General features: G+C 52.3%; 14 protein-coding genes and 1 riboswitch. Of the genes, 9 read left to right on the top strand and 5 right to left on the bottom strand.

Annotated elements, in window-relative coordinates; genetic code table 11:
* Positions 1 to 67 precede the first annotated feature (67 nt).
* The 4 genes from HMPREF2661_RS05790 to ppc form a co-directional block, all read right to left on the bottom strand.
* Positions 68 to 1,927 (bottom strand): acyltransferase family protein, encoded by a 1,860-nt coding sequence (locus HMPREF2661_RS05790; RefSeq protein WP_070822714.1) that lies wholly within the window; start codon positions 1,925 to 1,927, stop codon positions 68 to 70.
* A gap of 483 nt (positions 1,928 to 2,410) precedes the next feature.
* The gene (gene ychF, locus HMPREF2661_RS05785; RefSeq protein ID WP_070822712.1) at positions 2,411 to 3,502 is read right to left on the bottom strand and encodes a redox-regulated ATPase YchF; all 1,092 of its coding nucleotides are present in this window, start codon (positions 3,500 to 3,502) and stop codon (positions 2,411 to 2,413) included.
* A gap of 123 nt (positions 3,503 to 3,625) precedes the next feature.
* Positions 3,626 to 4,015: a hypothetical protein gene (locus tag HMPREF2661_RS05780; protein WP_070822709.1), complete on the bottom strand. Its 390-nt coding sequence runs from the start codon at positions 4,013 to 4,015 to the stop codon at positions 3,626 to 3,628.
* Between the two features lie 350 nt (positions 4,016 to 4,365).
* Positions 4,366 to 7,068, bottom strand: a complete 2,703-nt coding sequence (ppc, locus tag HMPREF2661_RS05775; RefSeq protein ID WP_070822707.1) for a phosphoenolpyruvate carboxylase — start codon at positions 7,066 to 7,068, stop codon at positions 4,366 to 4,368.
* 187 nt (positions 7,069 to 7,255) lie between these two features.
* On the opposite strand from ppc, the gene HMPREF2661_RS05770 reads away from it, so the two are divergent.
* The 6 genes from HMPREF2661_RS05770 (at position 7,256) to HMPREF2661_RS05745 (ending at position 12,458) form a co-directional block, all read left to right on the top strand.
* Positions 7,256 to 7,720 carry a cyclic pyranopterin monophosphate synthase MoaC gene (locus HMPREF2661_RS05770; RefSeq protein WP_070822706.1) on the top strand — a complete coding sequence of 155 codons (465 nt, stop codon included), beginning with the start codon at positions 7,256 to 7,258 and terminating at the stop codon, positions 7,718 to 7,720.
* Positions 7,721 to 7,769: 49 nt separating this feature from the next.
* Positions 7,770 to 8,516: a HesA/MoeB/ThiF family protein gene (locus tag HMPREF2661_RS05765; RefSeq protein WP_199900463.1), complete on the top strand. Its 747-nt coding sequence runs from the start codon at positions 7,770 to 7,772 to the stop codon at positions 8,514 to 8,516.
* Positions 8,517 to 8,699: 183 nt separating this feature from the next.
* Entirely contained in the window at positions 8,700 to 9,044 is a 345-nt protein-coding gene (locus HMPREF2661_RS05760; RefSeq protein ID WP_049322516.1) for a CidA/LrgA family protein, read from the top strand.
* 8 nt (positions 9,045 to 9,052) lie between these two features.
* Complete coding sequence (locus HMPREF2661_RS05755) at positions 9,053 to 9,745, top strand: LrgB family protein (RefSeq protein WP_107831957.1); 693 nt, start codon at positions 9,053 to 9,055, stop codon at positions 9,743 to 9,745.
* 43 nt (positions 9,746 to 9,788) lie between these two features.
* Entirely contained in the window at positions 9,789 to 11,009 is a 1,221-nt protein-coding gene (argJ, locus tag HMPREF2661_RS05750) for a bifunctional glutamate N-acetyltransferase/amino-acid acetyltransferase ArgJ (protein WP_070822701.1), read from the top strand.
* Between the two features lie 78 nt (positions 11,010 to 11,087).
* A complete protein-coding gene (locus tag HMPREF2661_RS05745) occupies positions 11,088 to 12,458 on the top strand; it encodes a chloride channel protein (RefSeq protein WP_079453746.1) in 1,371 nt (456 codons plus the stop codon).
* A gap of 75 nt (positions 12,459 to 12,533) precedes the next feature.
* On the opposite strand, the gene ubiB is transcribed toward HMPREF2661_RS05745, so the two are convergent.
* The gene (ubiB, locus tag HMPREF2661_RS05740; protein ID WP_049322520.1) at positions 12,534 to 14,045 is read right to left on the bottom strand and encodes a ubiquinone biosynthesis regulatory protein kinase UbiB; all 1,512 of its coding nucleotides are present in this window, start codon (positions 14,043 to 14,045) and stop codon (positions 12,534 to 12,536) included.
* A 206-nt stretch (positions 14,046 to 14,251) separates the two neighbouring features.
* Positions 14,252 to 14,348, top strand: a riboswitch (glycine riboswitch).
* Positions 14,349 to 14,558: 210 nt separating this feature from the next.
* Here ubiB and gcvT point away from each other — a divergent pair.
* The 3 genes from gcvT to HMPREF2661_RS05725 all read left to right on the top strand — a co-directional run bounded on the left by gcvT (position 14,559) and on the right by HMPREF2661_RS05725 (position 16,861).
* Positions 14,559 to 15,659, top strand: a complete 1,101-nt coding sequence (gcvT, locus tag HMPREF2661_RS05735) for a glycine cleavage system aminomethyltransferase GcvT (protein ID WP_070822699.1) — start codon at positions 14,559 to 14,561, stop codon at positions 15,657 to 15,659.
* A gap of 145 nt (positions 15,660 to 15,804) precedes the next feature.
* Positions 15,805 to 16,203 carry a glycine cleavage system protein GcvH gene (gene gcvH / locus HMPREF2661_RS05730; RefSeq protein ID WP_036494010.1) on the top strand — a complete coding sequence of 133 codons (399 nt, stop codon included), beginning with the start codon at positions 15,805 to 15,807 and terminating at the stop codon, positions 16,201 to 16,203.
* A 106-nt stretch (positions 16,204 to 16,309) separates the two neighbouring features.
* Entirely contained in the window at positions 16,310 to 16,861 is a 552-nt protein-coding gene (locus HMPREF2661_RS05725; protein ID WP_070822697.1) for a DNA-3-methyladenine glycosylase I, read from the top strand.
* Positions 16,862 to 16,874: the final 13 nt, after the last annotated feature.

The raw sequence follows: 16,874 nt of genomic DNA, 5'->3' as shown, positions 1-16,874 counted from the left end.
TCCAAAAAAATTAGCAGTTTTACAAACTGCTAATTGTAACAAATTTCATCGGATGAATGGCTATGGCTTACTGAAGAAGCGTGTGTTTTTCAGAAAAACGCTTGGCCAGTTCTCTACCGCCGTAAGGGTTGATGTGGTCTCTATCGGAATAAACCGGCAATCCGTTGATTTTGAAACTGTGCGGAATATAGGCGGTGGCATCGATAATATACACATTGGCATATTTTTCGGCTAATTTTTTGATGCGTTCATTTCCTTTAAAAGTGTTTTGTTCATCAATAACAAGATTTTGATTAAATCCCGGTATGCGGTAAGACAGGATATAGGCGCGCAAACCGTTGTAGGATAGATTAGGGTTGTCCAGCATCAGGTAAACCGCTTGTTTTTCCGAAGAAAGTTTTTGCAACATGAGGTCGAATTTTTTGAAAAAATCGGCATCGTAAGCAAGGGAATGGCTGTTTTCAGGCATTTGGCTGCCCCAGCGCATGGCCAAAAGCACTTTTGAGTATTGGGACAGATGCTCTTTGGCATACTCATAAACGGCACGGCAGGAGGCGTTTTGCTTGAATATGGGGGCGGCATAACCTTCTACATAGGCACAACTGTCCGCCGTGACCATCGTTGCCGACCATTTTTCTTTTTTGCCGACGGTATCAAAAAACGTTTTATATTGGTCGGCATGCGAATCGCCCAAAATCAGTAATTCCGGCTGTTTGTCGGTATCGCCCCAAACACATTGTTTGTCGGTATTGTTGTGGCAAGAAGTGTAGGAACGCGCCAATCCCATATGGTCGTACTGCTCCATAAACGGGAGCTTCATGGCAAGAAAAGGCGTTATGGCCAAAACAAGCATGGGGGCGGCATAAACCCATGCCACAGATTGGGCAAAAGAGCCTTTCCACTTTTTAAACGGTTTCTCGACAAAATAATAAGAAAACAGGGAGAGTGCAAACATTAAGACAATCGCGGCCGCAGTCGAATATGAAGGCAGATTGTTTGAACCGATGTATCTCATAAAAGCCAATACAGGCCAATGCCACAGATACAGCGAATAGGAAATCAAGCCTATGCCGACTGTAATCTTCCATTGGAAGAATTTTTTCAGCCGGTGTTCAAATTGATTGAAATAAATGAATGCGGCAGCGGCCAAACAAGGAATGATGGCGGCAGGTCCCGGGAAATAGGCGGTTTTTTCCGTATAGGCAAACAGGCAGGCAAACAGTACGCAGACGGAAAGCAATGCGCCTGCCGCCGCATATGGTTTGCCGGTATCCAGCCCTTGTTGTTGCCGATATTGCATCCACACGGCCGTCAACGAGCCGATCAGCATTTCGCAGGCGCGCAGATGGGGCAGGTAATATTTATCCAGCGAAGTCGGTATAAAAGAAGCCAAAATGCTGAATACGCATAGCGTGATGAGGAAGGCAAACTGAGTGCGCCAGCTTTTGCGGACCACCAATAACAGCAATATCGGGAAGATGAAATAATATTGCTCTTCAACCGATAAAGACCAAATGTGAAGCAAAGGTTTTTCTTCTTGTATGGGATCGAAATAGCCCTGACCCTTTGCAAAAAAGATATTGGAGATGAATCCCAAGGTAGACAGTGCCGTCTTCCATAAAAGGGAAAAATCATCTTTGGTGAATAAAAGAAAGCCGCATATCAGCGTTGCCGCCAATACGGTAAAAAATGCGGGCAGTATCCGCTTGATACGGCGGATGTAAAACTTTTTGAACGAGAAAATCCCGCTGCTCATTTCACGATGGATAATCATCGTGATCAGAAAGCCCGAAATGACAAAAAAGATATCAACACCAAGAAAGCCGCCAGGCAGCCAGTTTTTTTCAATATGGAAAGCGATAACGGATAGAACAGCAACGGCACGCAATGTATCAATATCTGGGCGGTAAGATAAAACTTTGCTCATAATATTTTGATTTTAATTAGTTTATTTTAATGGCGTCGTCTGAAAAGTGATTCCTGCCGAGAATGGCAGTATTTCGGAGGTCGGCCATTGTTTGTCGGAACAGGGCAGTTTGTTTGCCTTCTTAGAATGATTGCTGATGATATGCGTTTGAATAGTAATGGATTAGAGTAGGAATAAAGTTGATAGTTTCAACATAATATTTAATATGTTGTTTTTATAATGAATCAATACGATATGGTATAGTTTGATTTTTCATTGTCATATCAATGATATTGTTATTGATGATGTAACCTTGCGCTATTTTTAGGTAAGGTGTTGGTAAGAAATGGGAGATTTTAAGAAAGAAAAATTACGGGCTATGCCCGCATTTATTATGGAGATAATGTCTTGTTTTGTTGATATTTCAAGACGTGAGGCCGTCTGAAAATAAATTCAGACGGCCTTAATCTTAGAAAAGGCCGTCTGAAAAAGCGTTTTACCGGGTTATACGTTAAACAAGAAGTGCATCACATCGCCGTCTTGTACGACGTATTCTTTGCCTTCCACACGCATTTTGCCGGCTTCTTTGGCTTTGGCTTCGCCGCCTAAAGCGATGAAGTCCTCGTAGGCGATAACTTGGGCGCGGATGAAGCCGCGTTCAAAGTCGGTGTGAATCACGCCGGCGGCTTGCGGCGCAGTGTCGCCTTTGTGGATAGTCCAGGCGCGGACTTCTTTCACGCCGGCGGTAAAGTAGGTTTGCAGGCCCAAGAGGTCGTAGCCGGCACGAATCAGGCGGTTCAGGCCCGGTTCTTCCAAGCCCATTTCGGCGAGGAATTCGGCTTTTTCGTCGTCTTCCAATTCGGCGATTTCGCTTTCCATCGCGGCGCAAACGGCGACGACGGGGGCGTTTTCTTTTTCAGCCAATTCTTTCAGGCGGTCGAGGTGCGGATTGTTTTCAAAACCGTCTTCGGAAACGTTGCCGACGTACATGGCAGGTTTGGCGGTCAGCAGGAACAGCGGCTTGAGCATGGCGAGTTCTTCCGCGTCCAAACCGAAGGAGCGGACGGGTTTGCCTTCGTCCAGATGCGGCAGCAGTTTTTTGCACAGCTCGACCAGTTTTTGCGCGTCTTTATCGCCTGAGCGGGCGCGTTTTTCTTCGCGGACGATGGCTTTTTCGACGCTGGCGAGGTCGGCAAGTGCCAATTCGGTGCCGATGGTTTCGATGTCGGCAATTGGATCGACTTTGCCTGCAACGTGGACGATGTTGTCGTTGTCAAAGCAACGTACGACGTTGACAATCGCGTCGGTTTCGCGGATGTTGGCGAGGAACTGGTTGCCCAAACCTTCGCCTTTGCTCGCGCCTGCAACCAAACCGGCAATGTCGACGAATTCGACGATGGCAGGCTGCATTTTTTGCGGATTGACGATTTTTGCCAATTCGGCCATGCGCGGATCGGGGACTTCAACGATGCCGACGTTGGGTTCGATGGTACAGAAAGGATAGTTTGCCGCTTCGATACCCGATTGGGTCAGCGCGTTAAAGAGGGTGGATTTGCCGACGTTGGGCAGGCCGACGATGCCGCATTTCAAGCTCATGGTTTTTCCTGAAAAGATAAAAGTTTAACGGCGGATTATAGCATATTGTGGAGGTACTCAAAACAGCCGCAATGCTGGTGTGTTCTTATAATAAAAGGCCGTCTGAAAAAGAGGGGCAGGCATTCAGCCTATTGTTCTTCCGAAGAATGAGTAAATGAATAAAGCCATTAAATAAAACAATTTTATGGACAGGAGGCTTAAGATTAAACCCAAAAGAATGCCCAGTACCCAATAAATCATCTGACGGTATTTCGGGTCGGATGCGGTACGCAACATTTTGAAATACAAAACCAGACAGCCGAACATGCAGATTGTTTGAAACAGAATGATGGGGAGGCTGTCAATGGCTTCGGAAATCGACCCATAAAGGATGATTGTCCCTATGCGTATGCATAAATAAATTAAAGCCGAGCCTGCCGCCGAACTCCCAAAAGTGACAGGCGTGTCGGATGAATCGGCTGTTTTGTGGGGCTGAAGCCTGCCGAATAACAAGATAAATACAATGTCAAACATAATGACGGTTGCCTTGGTGTGAGGTATTTTTATTTTTCAGACGGCATCTGGGTGGTCTGAAAGCTTATTGTGCTGCGATATGGAGCAGTGCCGCATTAAGGTATGTCAGTAAGTTGACTATCATCGTGCTGAAGCGGTTGCCATGCTTCATTGAGCACATTGATTTTGTAGCGGGTTATCTGCTATTGCCCAAAATAGTCCGAAATACGGGCAAGTTAAATGAATAGGGTAAGAGTGGCAAGCAGGTTGAAAAACATTATGAGGCTTATGGATAAAGCCTTTGCTATGGTTCGCAGTTGGTTGAAAGGCCGTCTGAAAACTGTTTCAGACGGCCTTTTTTCCGTACTGCTTTAACCGGTATTACGCAAACCTTGCGCTACGCCGTTGATGGTCAAGTGAACCATCAGCAGGGCGTGCGGATTGTCGGGCTCTTTGCGCAGGCGTTTGAGCATGGCGACTTGCAGGCCGTTGAGGGCGTTCAGGTATGGAATCCTCAAGGCAAGCGAACGGGCAAGGCTGCGGTTGTCGCGCAGGAGCTCTTCGGTTTGCAGCAGGTCGAGCAGTGCTTTGCGGCTGCGTTGGTATTCTTCCTTGATCATGCCGAAGATGACTTTTGCTTTATCGGGCGATTCGCTCAAGCCGGCATAGTTTTCCGCCAAGGTGATGTCGGTTTTCGCCATCACTTGCTCCATATTGGAGAGCATAGCTTGGAAGAACGGGTTGTTTTGGGCGTGTTCGCGCAGGGCGGCGAGGGTTTCGGGTTTGCCTTCGCACAAGGTTTCCACTGCGCTGCCGAAACCGTACCAAGCCGGCAGCATGAGGCGGTTTTGCATCCAGGAGAATACCCACGGAATCGCGCGCAAGTCCTGAATCCGCGCCAGGGTTTTACGGCTGGCGGGACGGCTGCCGAGGTTGAGGGTGGCGATTTCCTGAATCGGGCTGGTTTGCAGGAAGTAGTCGATAAAGTCGGGGTGGGTAATCAGTTCGCGGTAGTATTTGAACGATACGTCCGACAAATCCTGCATCAGTTTGGCATCAGGGTCTTTTTTATCCGGCAGGATACTGGCTTCCAAAGTCGCGGCAACCAAGGTTTCCAAGTTGCGTTGGGCATTGCCTGGGTCGGCGTATTTGGCGGTAATGACTTCGCCTTGCTCGGTAATGCGGATTTGTCCGGCAACGCTGCCTGCAGGTTGCGCCAAAATGGCTTGGTAAGACGGGCCGCCGCCGCGACCTACGCTGCCGCCGCGGCCGTGGAACAGGCGCATGCGGACATTGTATTTTTTGAAGAGTTCGACTAAGCCCAATTCGGCCTGATACAGACACCATGAGCTGGTAACGTAGCCGCCGTCTTTGTTGGAGTCGGAGTAGCCGAGCATGATTTCTTGAATGTTGCCGCGGCTTTCGAGCAGGGCGTCATACCAGTCGAGGCGGAACATGGTTTCCATGACCGGGCAAGCGTTTTCGAGCGCTTCGATGGTTTCAAACAGAGGCACGATGTTGATGCGGCTGCGCGGTTTGCCGTTTCCCACTGTCAACAGGCCGCTTTCTTTCAGCAGCAATGCCAAGGCGAGCAGGTCGCTGGGTTGTTCGCAGTTGGAAATAATGCTTTGCGTAACGGCATCTTCGCCGAATTCGTCTTTGATTTTGCGCGCTTCGTTGAAAATCGCCAGTTCGTGACGGGTATGGTCGCTGTATGTGATGAACGGGCTGTATAGCGGGCGTTGATGGCTCAATTCGCGCAACAGGGCGGCTTGTTTTTGCTCTTCGTTCAGGCTGTTGTAGTCTTCCAAACCTGCGTGTTGGAAAAGTTCGGCAACCACATCGGCGTGTTTGCCTGCGTGTTGGCGCAGGTCGAGCGGCATCATGTGGAAACCGAACACGGACACGCTGCGGATAATGTCGGCCAGACGGCCTTCTGCCAGCAGTTGGCTGCCGTTTTCGTGGAGCGAGCGTTGCAGTTTTTTCAGGTCGTTGAGGAACTCTTCAACCGTGGCATAAGGCTCGAGGAAGCCGAATTTGCAGCCCATGCCCAAACCGAGTGAACGTGCCTTGCCCATAGCGCGTGCCATGATGTAGGCGATGGCGCGGCGGTAGGGTTCTTCGGCGCGGGCGATTTCTTCATCGGGAGACTGGGCGGAAAGTGCCATCACGTCGTCGTTGACTTTGACGCGGCGGATGGAGAGCGGCAATTCGCGGTAGAGTTTGTCGAGTTCGCCGCGATAGAAACGGAATACGGCGTCGGCATGCCGTCTGAACGCAAAACGCAAGGTTTCGGCAGAAACGAACGGGTTGCCGTCGCGGTCGCCGCCGATCCAGCCGCCGATTTTGAGAATATTCGGAACGCGGACACCGGGATAGGCCGTCTGAAAATCGCGTTCCATTGTGCGGTAGAGTTTAGGCAGGGCTTCAAAGAAGCTCATCGGGAAGATGGATACACCGTTGTTGATCTCGTCGTTGACGCTGAGTTTGTGGCGGCGCGTTTCGCTGGTCTGCCACAAGCCCAAAAGGACTGTGTCGATTTCGCGGCGCAATTGAGCCAGTGCATCAGGATTAGTGCAGCGTTCGCGTTGCGGCAGCAGCGCGCGGATGCGGCGGTTGAAGCTCAAGACGGTTTGGCGTTGCACCTCGGTCGGGTGCGCGGTCAAAACGGCGGTAACGACCGTGTTGTCCAGTTGTTGTTGCACCGCTTTGCCGTTGACTTTTCCGGCTTTGAGCTTGCGCACGGTTTCCGTCAGGCTGCCTTCGGCGCTGTTGTGTCCTGCATCTTCGTGGATTTGGCGGCGGCGTTCGTGGTGCACGTCTTCGGCGATGTTCAGAATTTGTGCGAACAGGCCGCAGGCCAGGGTTAAATCGTGGGTTTGCTGTTCGTCCAGTTGCGGCAACACCTTCTCAATCAAGGCGGCGCTGTCGTCTGAAGTCGATAACAACTTAACGGTTTCGACCACCAAAGGCGATGCTTCTTCATGCAGCAGATTGAACAGAGACTGTTTTAAAAATTCCGCATCCGCTGCCAAAGCGGCATCTTTGGGATTGTTTAAGATATGCAGTTGCATGATTTTTCTCTTATTTAAATGTTAATTTGGGTTTGTCCCGAATCCATTGTATAGCAAATTTTTGTAAACTGCCAATGCTGCCGTCCGATACATTTCAAACCGGAAAACGGCCGTCCGTATCCGCCGCGTGGCCGGTGTCTGTAAAATGCCGTAAAATATTGACTGTCAAAACAGAGGCGAGAACCCCATGATTGAATTCCCCAACCAGCCCGATTTTCCTGAGCAACACACCGCCGTCGCCGTCGGCACCATCAACATGAGCCAGCAGGCGGTACGGGTGTTGATAGAGAATGCCGCCGAAAAGGCAAGCATCCTGACCATCGCCCGCGTTGCCGCCATTCAAAACATCAAACAAAGCGGCAACCTGATTCCGCTGCACCTGCCCGGCCGCATCATCGGCGTGCAGGTTGATTTCGATATTAACATCGAGCTGGCCTGCCTGAAAGCCACATTGACCGTCCAAGCGCACAGCAACGGCAGCATTGCCACCGAAGCCCTGACCGGCCTCAATTTGGCACTCTTGAGCGTTTACGACATGATGAAAGACGTTGACCGCAATATGATGCTCAGTGGCATCCGCCTCGAATCCGAAACCAGCAGCGAAGGCCGTCCTTTCCTGTTTGACAACGCCTACGAAAATATCAATTTCTAAACCACTCAGGCCGTCTGAACATTGGGTTTCAGACGGCCTTATTGTTATGATGAACGATCAACAACTTTTGCGGTTCAGCCGCCATATCCTGCTGGATGAAATCGGTATCGAAGGCCAAGAAAAACTCTTAGCCGCCCATGCGCTCGTTGTCGGTTGCGGCGGTCTGGGTGCGGCGGCCTTGCCGTATCTTGCCGCCGCCGGTATCGGCCGCCTGACGATTGCCGATGCCGATACCGTCGACGAGACCAACCTTCAACGCCAAATCACGTTTACCGAAGCCGACATCGGTAAAAACAAGGCTTTGGTCATGCAAGGCCGTCTGAAACAGATCAACAGCCAAACACACATTACCGCCATGGCCGAATTTCTCGATGAGGCCAGGCTGGTCGAATTGGCAAACGCCGCCGACATCATCCTCGATTGTTCCGACAACTATCCCACGCGCCAGGCGGTCAACCGCGCCGCCGTTGCAGCGCGCACACCTTTGATTTCCGCCGCGGCCGTCCGCTTTGACGGACAAATCGCCGTGTACCGCCCCGACCTTCCCGATACGCCTTGTTATGCCTGCCTGTTTGACGGCGAACAAGCTGACGACGGCGCTTGTGCATTGTTCGGCGTTTTTTCGCCCTTGGTCGGTGTTGTCGGAACGACCCAAGCCGCCGAAGCGCTCAAAGTGCTGCTCGGTATCGGCACGCCGTCGCACGGCAAACTTTCCACCTACAACGCATTGAGCGGACAATGGCGGCAATACGGGGTGAGGCGCAATCCCGAATGTCCGGTTTGCGGCGGCCGTTAAAGACAAAAGCAGGGCAAGGGTTTCAATGCTCCGAAGCCAATCTGCCGGAGCAATCATGCTTATCTTTCATTAAACTTAAAAGAAGGCGTTTCTTCCCTTTTCAGACGGCCTGTGACACGATATGATTCAATGATTAATAAATTTTTTGAGGCCGTCTGAAAAAGATAGGGAGAAACCGGCTTAATGAATATTATTCGTGCCTTATTGGTGGTATTGGGTTGCCTGACTTTGGGCGAGGCGGCCGTTTGGATTTTGGGGTTGAAGCTGCCGGGCAGCATTGTTGGCATGGGTTTGCTGTTTGCCGCGCTGCAGGCCGGTTGGGTCAAATTGTCTTGGGTGGAAGAGCTGGCGGACATTTTGATGGCGAACCTGACTTTGTTTTTGGTGCCGCCTTGCGTGGCTGTCATCAGCTATTTGGATGTGATTGCAAACGACTGGTTTTCGATTTTGACGGCCACCATCGCCAGTACGGTGTGCGTGTTGTTGGTCACGGGCAAGGTGCATGAATGGGTCAGGAGGCTGATGTGATGGGCGATATCGACAATTTGTTGCGTATGCCCGTGCTTATGCTGTTTCTGACTTTGGCCGTATATGCTTTGGCGGTGCAGATTCGGGTGCGCACGGGAAACGTTTTGTGCAATCCGGTATTGATCAGCACGCTGGTGTTGATGGGGTATTTGAAGGTATTTGCCATCGATTACGAGCTGTATCACGACGCGGCGCAGTTTATCGATTTTTGGTTGAAACCGGCGGTCGTATTGCTGGCCGTGCCGCTTTATCGAAATTGGGACCGTATCCGCAGCCAGTGGTTGCCGGTGGTGTTGTCGCAGTTGGCGGGCAGCGTGACGGGCATTGTTACGGGCGTGTATTTCGCCAAATGGCTGGGCGCGTCGCGCGATGTGGTTTTATCGTTGGCTTCCAAATCGGTGACCAACCCGATTGCGATTGAAATCACGGCATCGGTCGGCGGTATTCCGGCGATTACGGCGGCAACGGTGATTATCGCCGGACTTTTTGGACAGATGGCCGGATATAAAGTGTTGAAAGGGGCGTTGTACATGCCTTCTTCAGTGGGGATGTCTTTAGGGACGGCTTCCCATGCGATGGGGATTGCGGCGTCTTTGGAATACGGCCGCCGTATGGCCGCCTATGCCGGCTTGGGCTTGACGCTCAACGGCGTATTGACGGCGGTATTGGTGCCCATTTTGATTCCCTTATTGGGCGTATAGCGTTTGGGCCGTCTGAAAACAGTGTAAAACAGGAGAAAATGATATGGCTGTAAATTTGACTGAAAAACGTGCAGACGAATTGTTGGAAATCGACGGCATCCGTCTGTTTACGGGTCGTGCCGGCATCAAGCAACAAGACCGCGACGATTTGACGCTGATGGTGTTGGGCGGCGGACATACGGTGGGCGCGGTGTTTACGCAAAACCGTTTCTGCGCCGCGCCGGTGCATATCGCCAAGTCGCATCTGTTTGACCAAGACGGCGTGTGTGCCTTAGTCGTCAATACGGGCAATGCCAATGCGGGTACCGGCGCACAGGGCCGTCTGGACGCGATTAAAGTGTGTGCGGCGGCGGCGGAACAGGTCGGCTGCCAATCCAATCAGGTGATGCCGTTTTCGACCGGCGTGATTTTAGAACCCTTGCCTGTGGATAAAATCGTGGCCGCTTTGCCGCAAGTGCGCCCTGCATTCTGGTCGGACGCGGCGCGTGCCATCATGACGACGGACACTGTGCCGAAAGCCGCTTCGCGCCAAGGCTTGGTCGGCGAAAAACACACAGTCCGCGCCACCGGCATCGCCAAAGGTTCGGGCATGATTCATCCGAACATGGCGACCATGTTGTCGTTTATTGCCACCGATGCCAAAGTGTCCCAGCCGATTTTGCAGCTGATGACGCAAGAAATCGCAGACGAAAGTTTCAATACGATTACCGTGGACGGCGATACCAGCACCAACGACAGCTTCGTGATTATGGCGACAGGCCGTTGCGGTCAGAGCGAAATCGACAATACCGCCGATCCGCGCTATGCGCAGCTCAAAGCCTTGCTCGGTTCGCTGGCATTGGAATTGGCGCAGGCGATTGTCCGTGATGGCGAGGGCGCGACCAAGTTCATCACGATTGAAGTGCAAAACGCGAAAACCCGCGAAGAAGCGCGCAAGGTGGCTTATGCCGTCGCCCATTCGCCTTTGGTGAAAACCGCGTTCTTTGCCTCCGACCCGAACTTGGGTCGTCTGTTGGCAGCCGTCGGCTATGCCGGTATTGAAGACTTGGATGTTGATGCTTTGAAAATGTGGCTGGATGACGTGTTGGTGGCCGAAAACGGCGGCCGTGCGGAAAGCTATACCGAAGAGGCTGGACAAGCCGTGATGAACCGTCCGGAAATCACCGTCCGCATCGATTTGCAACGCGGCGATACGGAGGCGGTCGTCTATACCTGCGATTTGTCGCACGAGTATGTGTCGATTAACGCGGATTACCGTTCTTAAAAAACCTTTATCCTTGTGTTCAGACGGCCTTTGAGAAAAGTATCAAGGCCGTCTGAACACATTGACTGCGTGTTTATGATGAAATTTCCACAGACTTGGGCGGCGCGCCTCGCCCACAAAATCCGCCAAACCAAACGCTTGTCGAAAAAAAGCATGGCTTTTCTGTTTTTGCTGGCAGGCTCGGCGCTGGTTGCCCTGACGGCTTTGCTGTTTGCGCGTTTGGCGGATTTGGCTTTGGAATGGAACGCTTTGTTGGTGGGCAAATATCCGTGGTTTGCGTGGGTGGCTTTGCCGCTGGGCTTGCCGCTTTTGGCGTGGTTTACGCGCAAATTTGCGCCGTACACTTCCGGCAGCGGTATTCCGCAGGTCATCGCTTCGTTGTCTTTGCCGTATGGCGCGCAGAAAACCCGTCTGATTCGTCTGGGCGAAACCTTTTTTAAGATTCCGCTGACGTTTTTGGGCATGATTTTGGGGGCGTCGATCGGTAGGGAAGGGCCGTCTGTACAAGTGGGTGCGGCGGTCATGAACGCTTGGGGCGCGTGGTGTAAAAAGCACGGGCTGGCGTTTAGGGGCATGCAGGAAAACGATTTGATTGCCGCAGGCGCGGCCGGCGGTTTGGCGGCGGCGTTTAACGCGCCTTTGGCCGGCGTGGTGTTTGCCATCGAAGAATTGGGGCGCGGCGTGCTTTTACGTTGGGAACGTCAAATCCTGATGGGCGTGTTGGCGGCCGGTTTCATTCAAGTGGCGATACAGGGCAATAACCCGTATTTCTCAGGTTTTCAAGGGCATGAGCTGCCAAATATGCTGATGTGGGCGGCGGTGTCGGGCATCGTCTGCGGTGTGGCAGGCGGATTGTTCGGCAGCTTTTTGTATCGCGGCGCGGCGGCATTCGCACCGGTACGCTGGCGCAGTTTCATTCGCCGCCATTTGTTGGTGGTTGCCTTTGTGATGGGTATTTTGCTGGCGTTGCTCGGTACGTTTTATCAAGGTAAAACCTATGGCACGGGCTATCACGAAGCCGCAGCCGCACTCAAAGGCGCGTATGAAGCGCCGTTCGGCTTGGCTGCCGCAAAATGGGCGGCAACCGTGTTCAGCTATTGGGCAGGCATTCCCGGCGGCATCTTCACGCCGTCGTTAACCATCGGCGCGATGATAGGCGAACACATGGCTTCTTTCGCGCAACTGGGCGACGCGTCCAATGTCGCGGTTTTGCTCTGCATGGCCGCATTCCTTGCCGCCGCGACCCAATCGCCGTTGACTGCCGCCGTGGTGGTCATGGAAATGACGGGCGGACAGAATTTACTGTTTTGGATGCTGTTGACTTGCATCTTCGCTTCGCAAGTCTCGCGCCAATTCTCGCCGCATCCGTTTTACCATGCCGCAGGTTTGCGCTTCAGACGGCATATCGAAGCCGAAAGCGGACATGTTCAGCACGAGAAAAAAGAATAGGTCGGCATAATAAAGGCCGTCTGAAAATCAGATTTCAGACGGCCTTTATTATGTCGTTTAAAGCTGTATTACGGTTTACTTAAACAGCAAAATCAGCAGCAAAACAACCGCAATCGCACCCAGCCACAGGCTTTGACGTTGCTGTACTTTGACCAGATGCACATAGGCATCGCGCATTTCCTGTTGGCGGTTTTCATCAATCAGCGCACTGATTTTGCGCGGCAGGGAAGGGATGATTTGCGCCCAGTCGGGGGCTTCGTTTTTGAGGTTGCGCCAGAGGGCTTTGGGGCCGACCTGTTCGTTCATCCAGCGCACCAAAAACGGTTTGGCGGTTTTCCACAAGTCCAAATCGGGATCGAGTTGGCGGCCCAAGCCTTCGATGTTGAGCAGCGTTTTTTGCAGCAATACCAGCTGCGGTTGGATTTCGACATTGAAGCGGCGGCTGACTTCAAACAGGCGCATCAGCACCAAGCCGAAGGAAATCTGCGAAATCGGTTTGTTGAACACAGGCTCGCACACGGCGCGGACAGCGGCTTCCAATTCTTCCGCGCGCGTGTCGGCAGGTACCCAGCCCGATTCGATGTGTGCGGTGGCGACGCGGTGGTAGTCGCGGTTGAAGAAGGCGAGGAAGTTGATGGCGAGATAGCGTTTGTCGTAATCGGTCAGCGTACCGACGATGCCGAAGTCGAGGGCGATGTAGCGGTTATCGGCGGCGACCAAAATATTGCCGGGGTGCATATCCGCATGGAAAAAGCCGTCGCGGAAGACTTGCGTGAAGAAGATTTCCACGCCGTAATCGGCGAGTTTGTGCAAATCAATGCCGTCGGCTTTGAGTTTGGCAATATCGGATACCGGCGTGCCGTCCATCCATTCGATGGTCAGCACGTCGCTGGTGCAGTAGTCGTAAAACACCTTCGGCACAATCAGCATATCGCTGTTTTGGAAATTGCGACCGAGTTGGCTGGCATTGGCGGCTTCGCGCATCAAGTCCAATTCGTCATGCAGATATTTGTCAAATTCGGCCACCACTTCGCGCGGCTTCAAACGCTTGCCGTCTGAAAACAAACGTTCCACCCAGCCCGCGCCAAAGCGCATCAGTGACAAATCCTGTTCGATAACGGGCAAAAGGTTGGGGCGCAAGACTTTGACCGCTACTTGTTCGCCCGAATGCAGGCGGGCTTTGTGTACTTGGGCGATGGACGCGCTGGCGACCGGCTCGGTTTCAAATTCCGCGTATAAAGTGTCGATGGATTGACCCAGCGATTTTTCGATTTGCGAGCGCGAAAGCTGTGCGTCAAACGGCGGCACTTTGTCTTGCAGCCTTGCCAGTTCGACCGCGTAATCGTGTGGAATCAAATCGGGACGCGTGGACAATACCTGTCCGAATTTGATGAAAATCGGCCCCAGGCTTTCCAACGCCAAACGCAGGCGCACGGCAGGCGTTTCGTGTTTGAACTTGGACGACTGCGGCAGCATATTGAGGAAAGTCCGCGCCCAACCCGGACGGACCAGCGAGGCAATCAGCTCGGCAAGGCGGTAGCGGTAGAGCGTGCAGAGGATGGTTTTAATGCGTTTGAGGCGGTTCATGATGGACGCAGATAAATCGAAAAAACAGAATTATATAGGAAAAACGGGTAAGGGCTTCAGACGGCCTGAGACTTTTGCAAAAACATTTGCCGCATATCCGGCAATTTTGCAAAGGTTTGCGGTCGGCCGTTTTGATAAAAAGATGAATATTCACATCATAAATATTCGTCGGCCACTTGCCCAAACCGCCGATTCAAGCCATAATCGGAGCATGTGCAGGAGAGAGCTACACCCAACTACATGTAGCCACCGAAGGCGCAGACACCCTTAAATCGCTCAGGTATCAGGGACTGCACATTGAAACAAACAATCTGGAGAGCGGCGTTTGAATAACGTCCACCGAAGGGGAGAAGGCCGTCTGAACCACCATTCAGACAACCGCGCAAAGCAGTGAGCAGACTGGTTTGCCATCATGCGGATACGGCCGAAAATCTCAGGTTCAAGGACAGATAGGGTCATCCGCGCACAGGTGCGCGGGCGGCATCTGAACAAAAAATCCGGAGAAACTTGAGAATGACTGCCCTGAAAACCACCCCGTTTTATCAAGCCCATCAAGATGCAGGCGCGAAGCTGGTCGATTTTGCCGGCTGGGAGCTGCCCATCCATTATGGTTCGCAAATCGCCGAACACGAAGCCGTGCGCACCGATGCCGGTATGTTCGACGTATCACACATGCTCGTTACCGACGTAGCAGGCGCAAATGCCAAAGCCTTTTTCCGCAAACTGATTGCCAACGACGTTGCCAAACTCGCCTTCGTCGGCAAAGCCCTTTATTCCGCGCTGCTAAACGACAACGGCGGCGTGATTGACGACTTGATCGTTTACCGCACCAACGAAGCCGAAACCCAATACCGCATCGTGTCCAACGGCGCGACCCGCGAAAAAGATACGGCGCAATTCCACAAAGTCGGACAAGAATTCGGCGTTGCCTTCAATCCGCGCTACGACCTCGGTATGCTTGCCGTACAGGGTCCTAAAGCCATTGAAAAACTCCTGACCGTCAAACCCGAATGGGCGGATGTCGTCAATAATCTCAAACCGTTCCAAGGCGCGGATTTGGGCAACGATTGGTTTGTCGCCCGCACCGGCTACACCGGCGAAGACGGCGTCGAAGTCATCCTGCCCGGCACCGAAGCCGTCGCATTCTTCAAAGCCTTGCAACAAGCCGGCGTGCAGCCCTGCGGCCTCGGCGCGCGCGACACCCTGCGCATGGAAGCCGGCATGAATCTCTACGGCAACGATATGGACGACGACACCAGCCCGCTCGAAGCAGGCATGGGTTGGACGGTTGATTTGAAAGACGAAAGCCGCGATTTCGTCGGCAAAGCCGCCTTGCTGGCATTGAAAGAAAAAGGCGTTGCCGTCAAACAAGTCGGTTTGCTGCTCGACAAAGGCGGCATCCTGCGCGCGCATATGGAAGTGTTGACCGATAAAGGCCAAGGCGAAACCACCAGCGGCGTATTCTCGCCCAGCCTGAAACAATCCATCGCCATCGCCCGCGTACCGAAAGATTTTGACGGCGATACCGCCAAAGTCCTGATTCGCGGCAAGGAAGTCGATGTGCGCGTATTGAAGCTGCCGTTTGTGCGCAACGGTCAAAAACAGTTTGATTAATATCGATTCAGACGGCCTTTTTTGTGAAGGGCCGTCTGAAAGCAGGTTTTAATTGTCGTCCGATACGGACGTTTGTAGAAAGCATTGAACAAGGCATCTGTGGATATTGATTCACGCAGAGGCCGTCTGAAAATAACCCCTATCAATGGAGAATCAAACCATGAGCAACATCCCAGCCGAACTGAAATACGTTGCCAGCCACGAATGGCTGCGCCTTGAAGAAGACGGTACCATCACTGTCGGCATTACCCATCACGCGCAAGAGCTGTTGGGCGACATCGTGTTCGTCGAGCTGCCCGAAGTCGGTGCAAACCTGGCTGCCGAAGAGCAAGCCGGTGTGGTTGAATCTGTGAAAGCCGCGTCCGACGTGTACGCGCCGATTGCGGGCGAAGTCGTTGCCGTCAACGAAGATTTGCCCAGCGCGCCGGAAACTGCCAACAGCGACCCTTACGGCGCAGGCTGGTTCTTCAAAATCAAACCTGCCAACCCTGCCGATTACGACGGTCTGCTGACTGCCGAACAATACGCAGGCGAAGTAGCTTGATTTTTGCAAACATCCAAACAGGTTTTGCGCCTGTTTGATATTGCAGGTCTTAGGTCGTCTGAAAAATGCTTTCAGACGGCCTTTGTTTCAATTTTCCTCAATAAACATGAATTACTGCGAATTTGTCGCCACGCTACCCGACGATACGGACAACCCCAACCAACATTATCACGACACGCAATACGGTTTTCCGATTGAGGACGACAATGAATTGTTTGAGCGGCTGGTGTTGGAAATCAATCAGGCGGGTTTGAGCTGGACGCTGATGTTGAAGAAGCAGCAGGCATTTCAGACGGCATTTAAAGGTTTCGATATCGAGACGGTCGCCGCATTTGACGAAGCCGATATTGAGCGGCTGCTTGCCGACGCAGGCATCGTCCGCAACCGCCTGAAAATCAACGCAGCCATTTATAACGCGCGACAAATCAAACAAATACAGCAAGAATACGGCTCATTCAAAAACTGGCTCGATGCGCACCATCCGCTCGACAAGGCTGAATGGGTGAAGCTGTTTAAAAAACATTTCAAATTTGTCGGCGGCGAAATCGTCGGCGAATTTCTGATGAGTACCGGCTACCTGCCCGGCGCACATATGGAAACCTGTCCGGTTTATAGGGAAATATTGGCATGTCGTCCAAAGTGGGCGGAGGACGCCTGAAACAACATCTGCA

Origin of the sequence: Neisseria sp. HMSC061B04, assembly GCF_001836705.1 — a bacterium.
Lineage (GTDB): Bacteria > Pseudomonadota > Gammaproteobacteria > Burkholderiales > Neisseriaceae > Neisseria.
The sequence above is the reverse complement of the archived record's forward strand: the minus strand, read 5'-3'. Positions and strand labels throughout refer to the sequence as shown.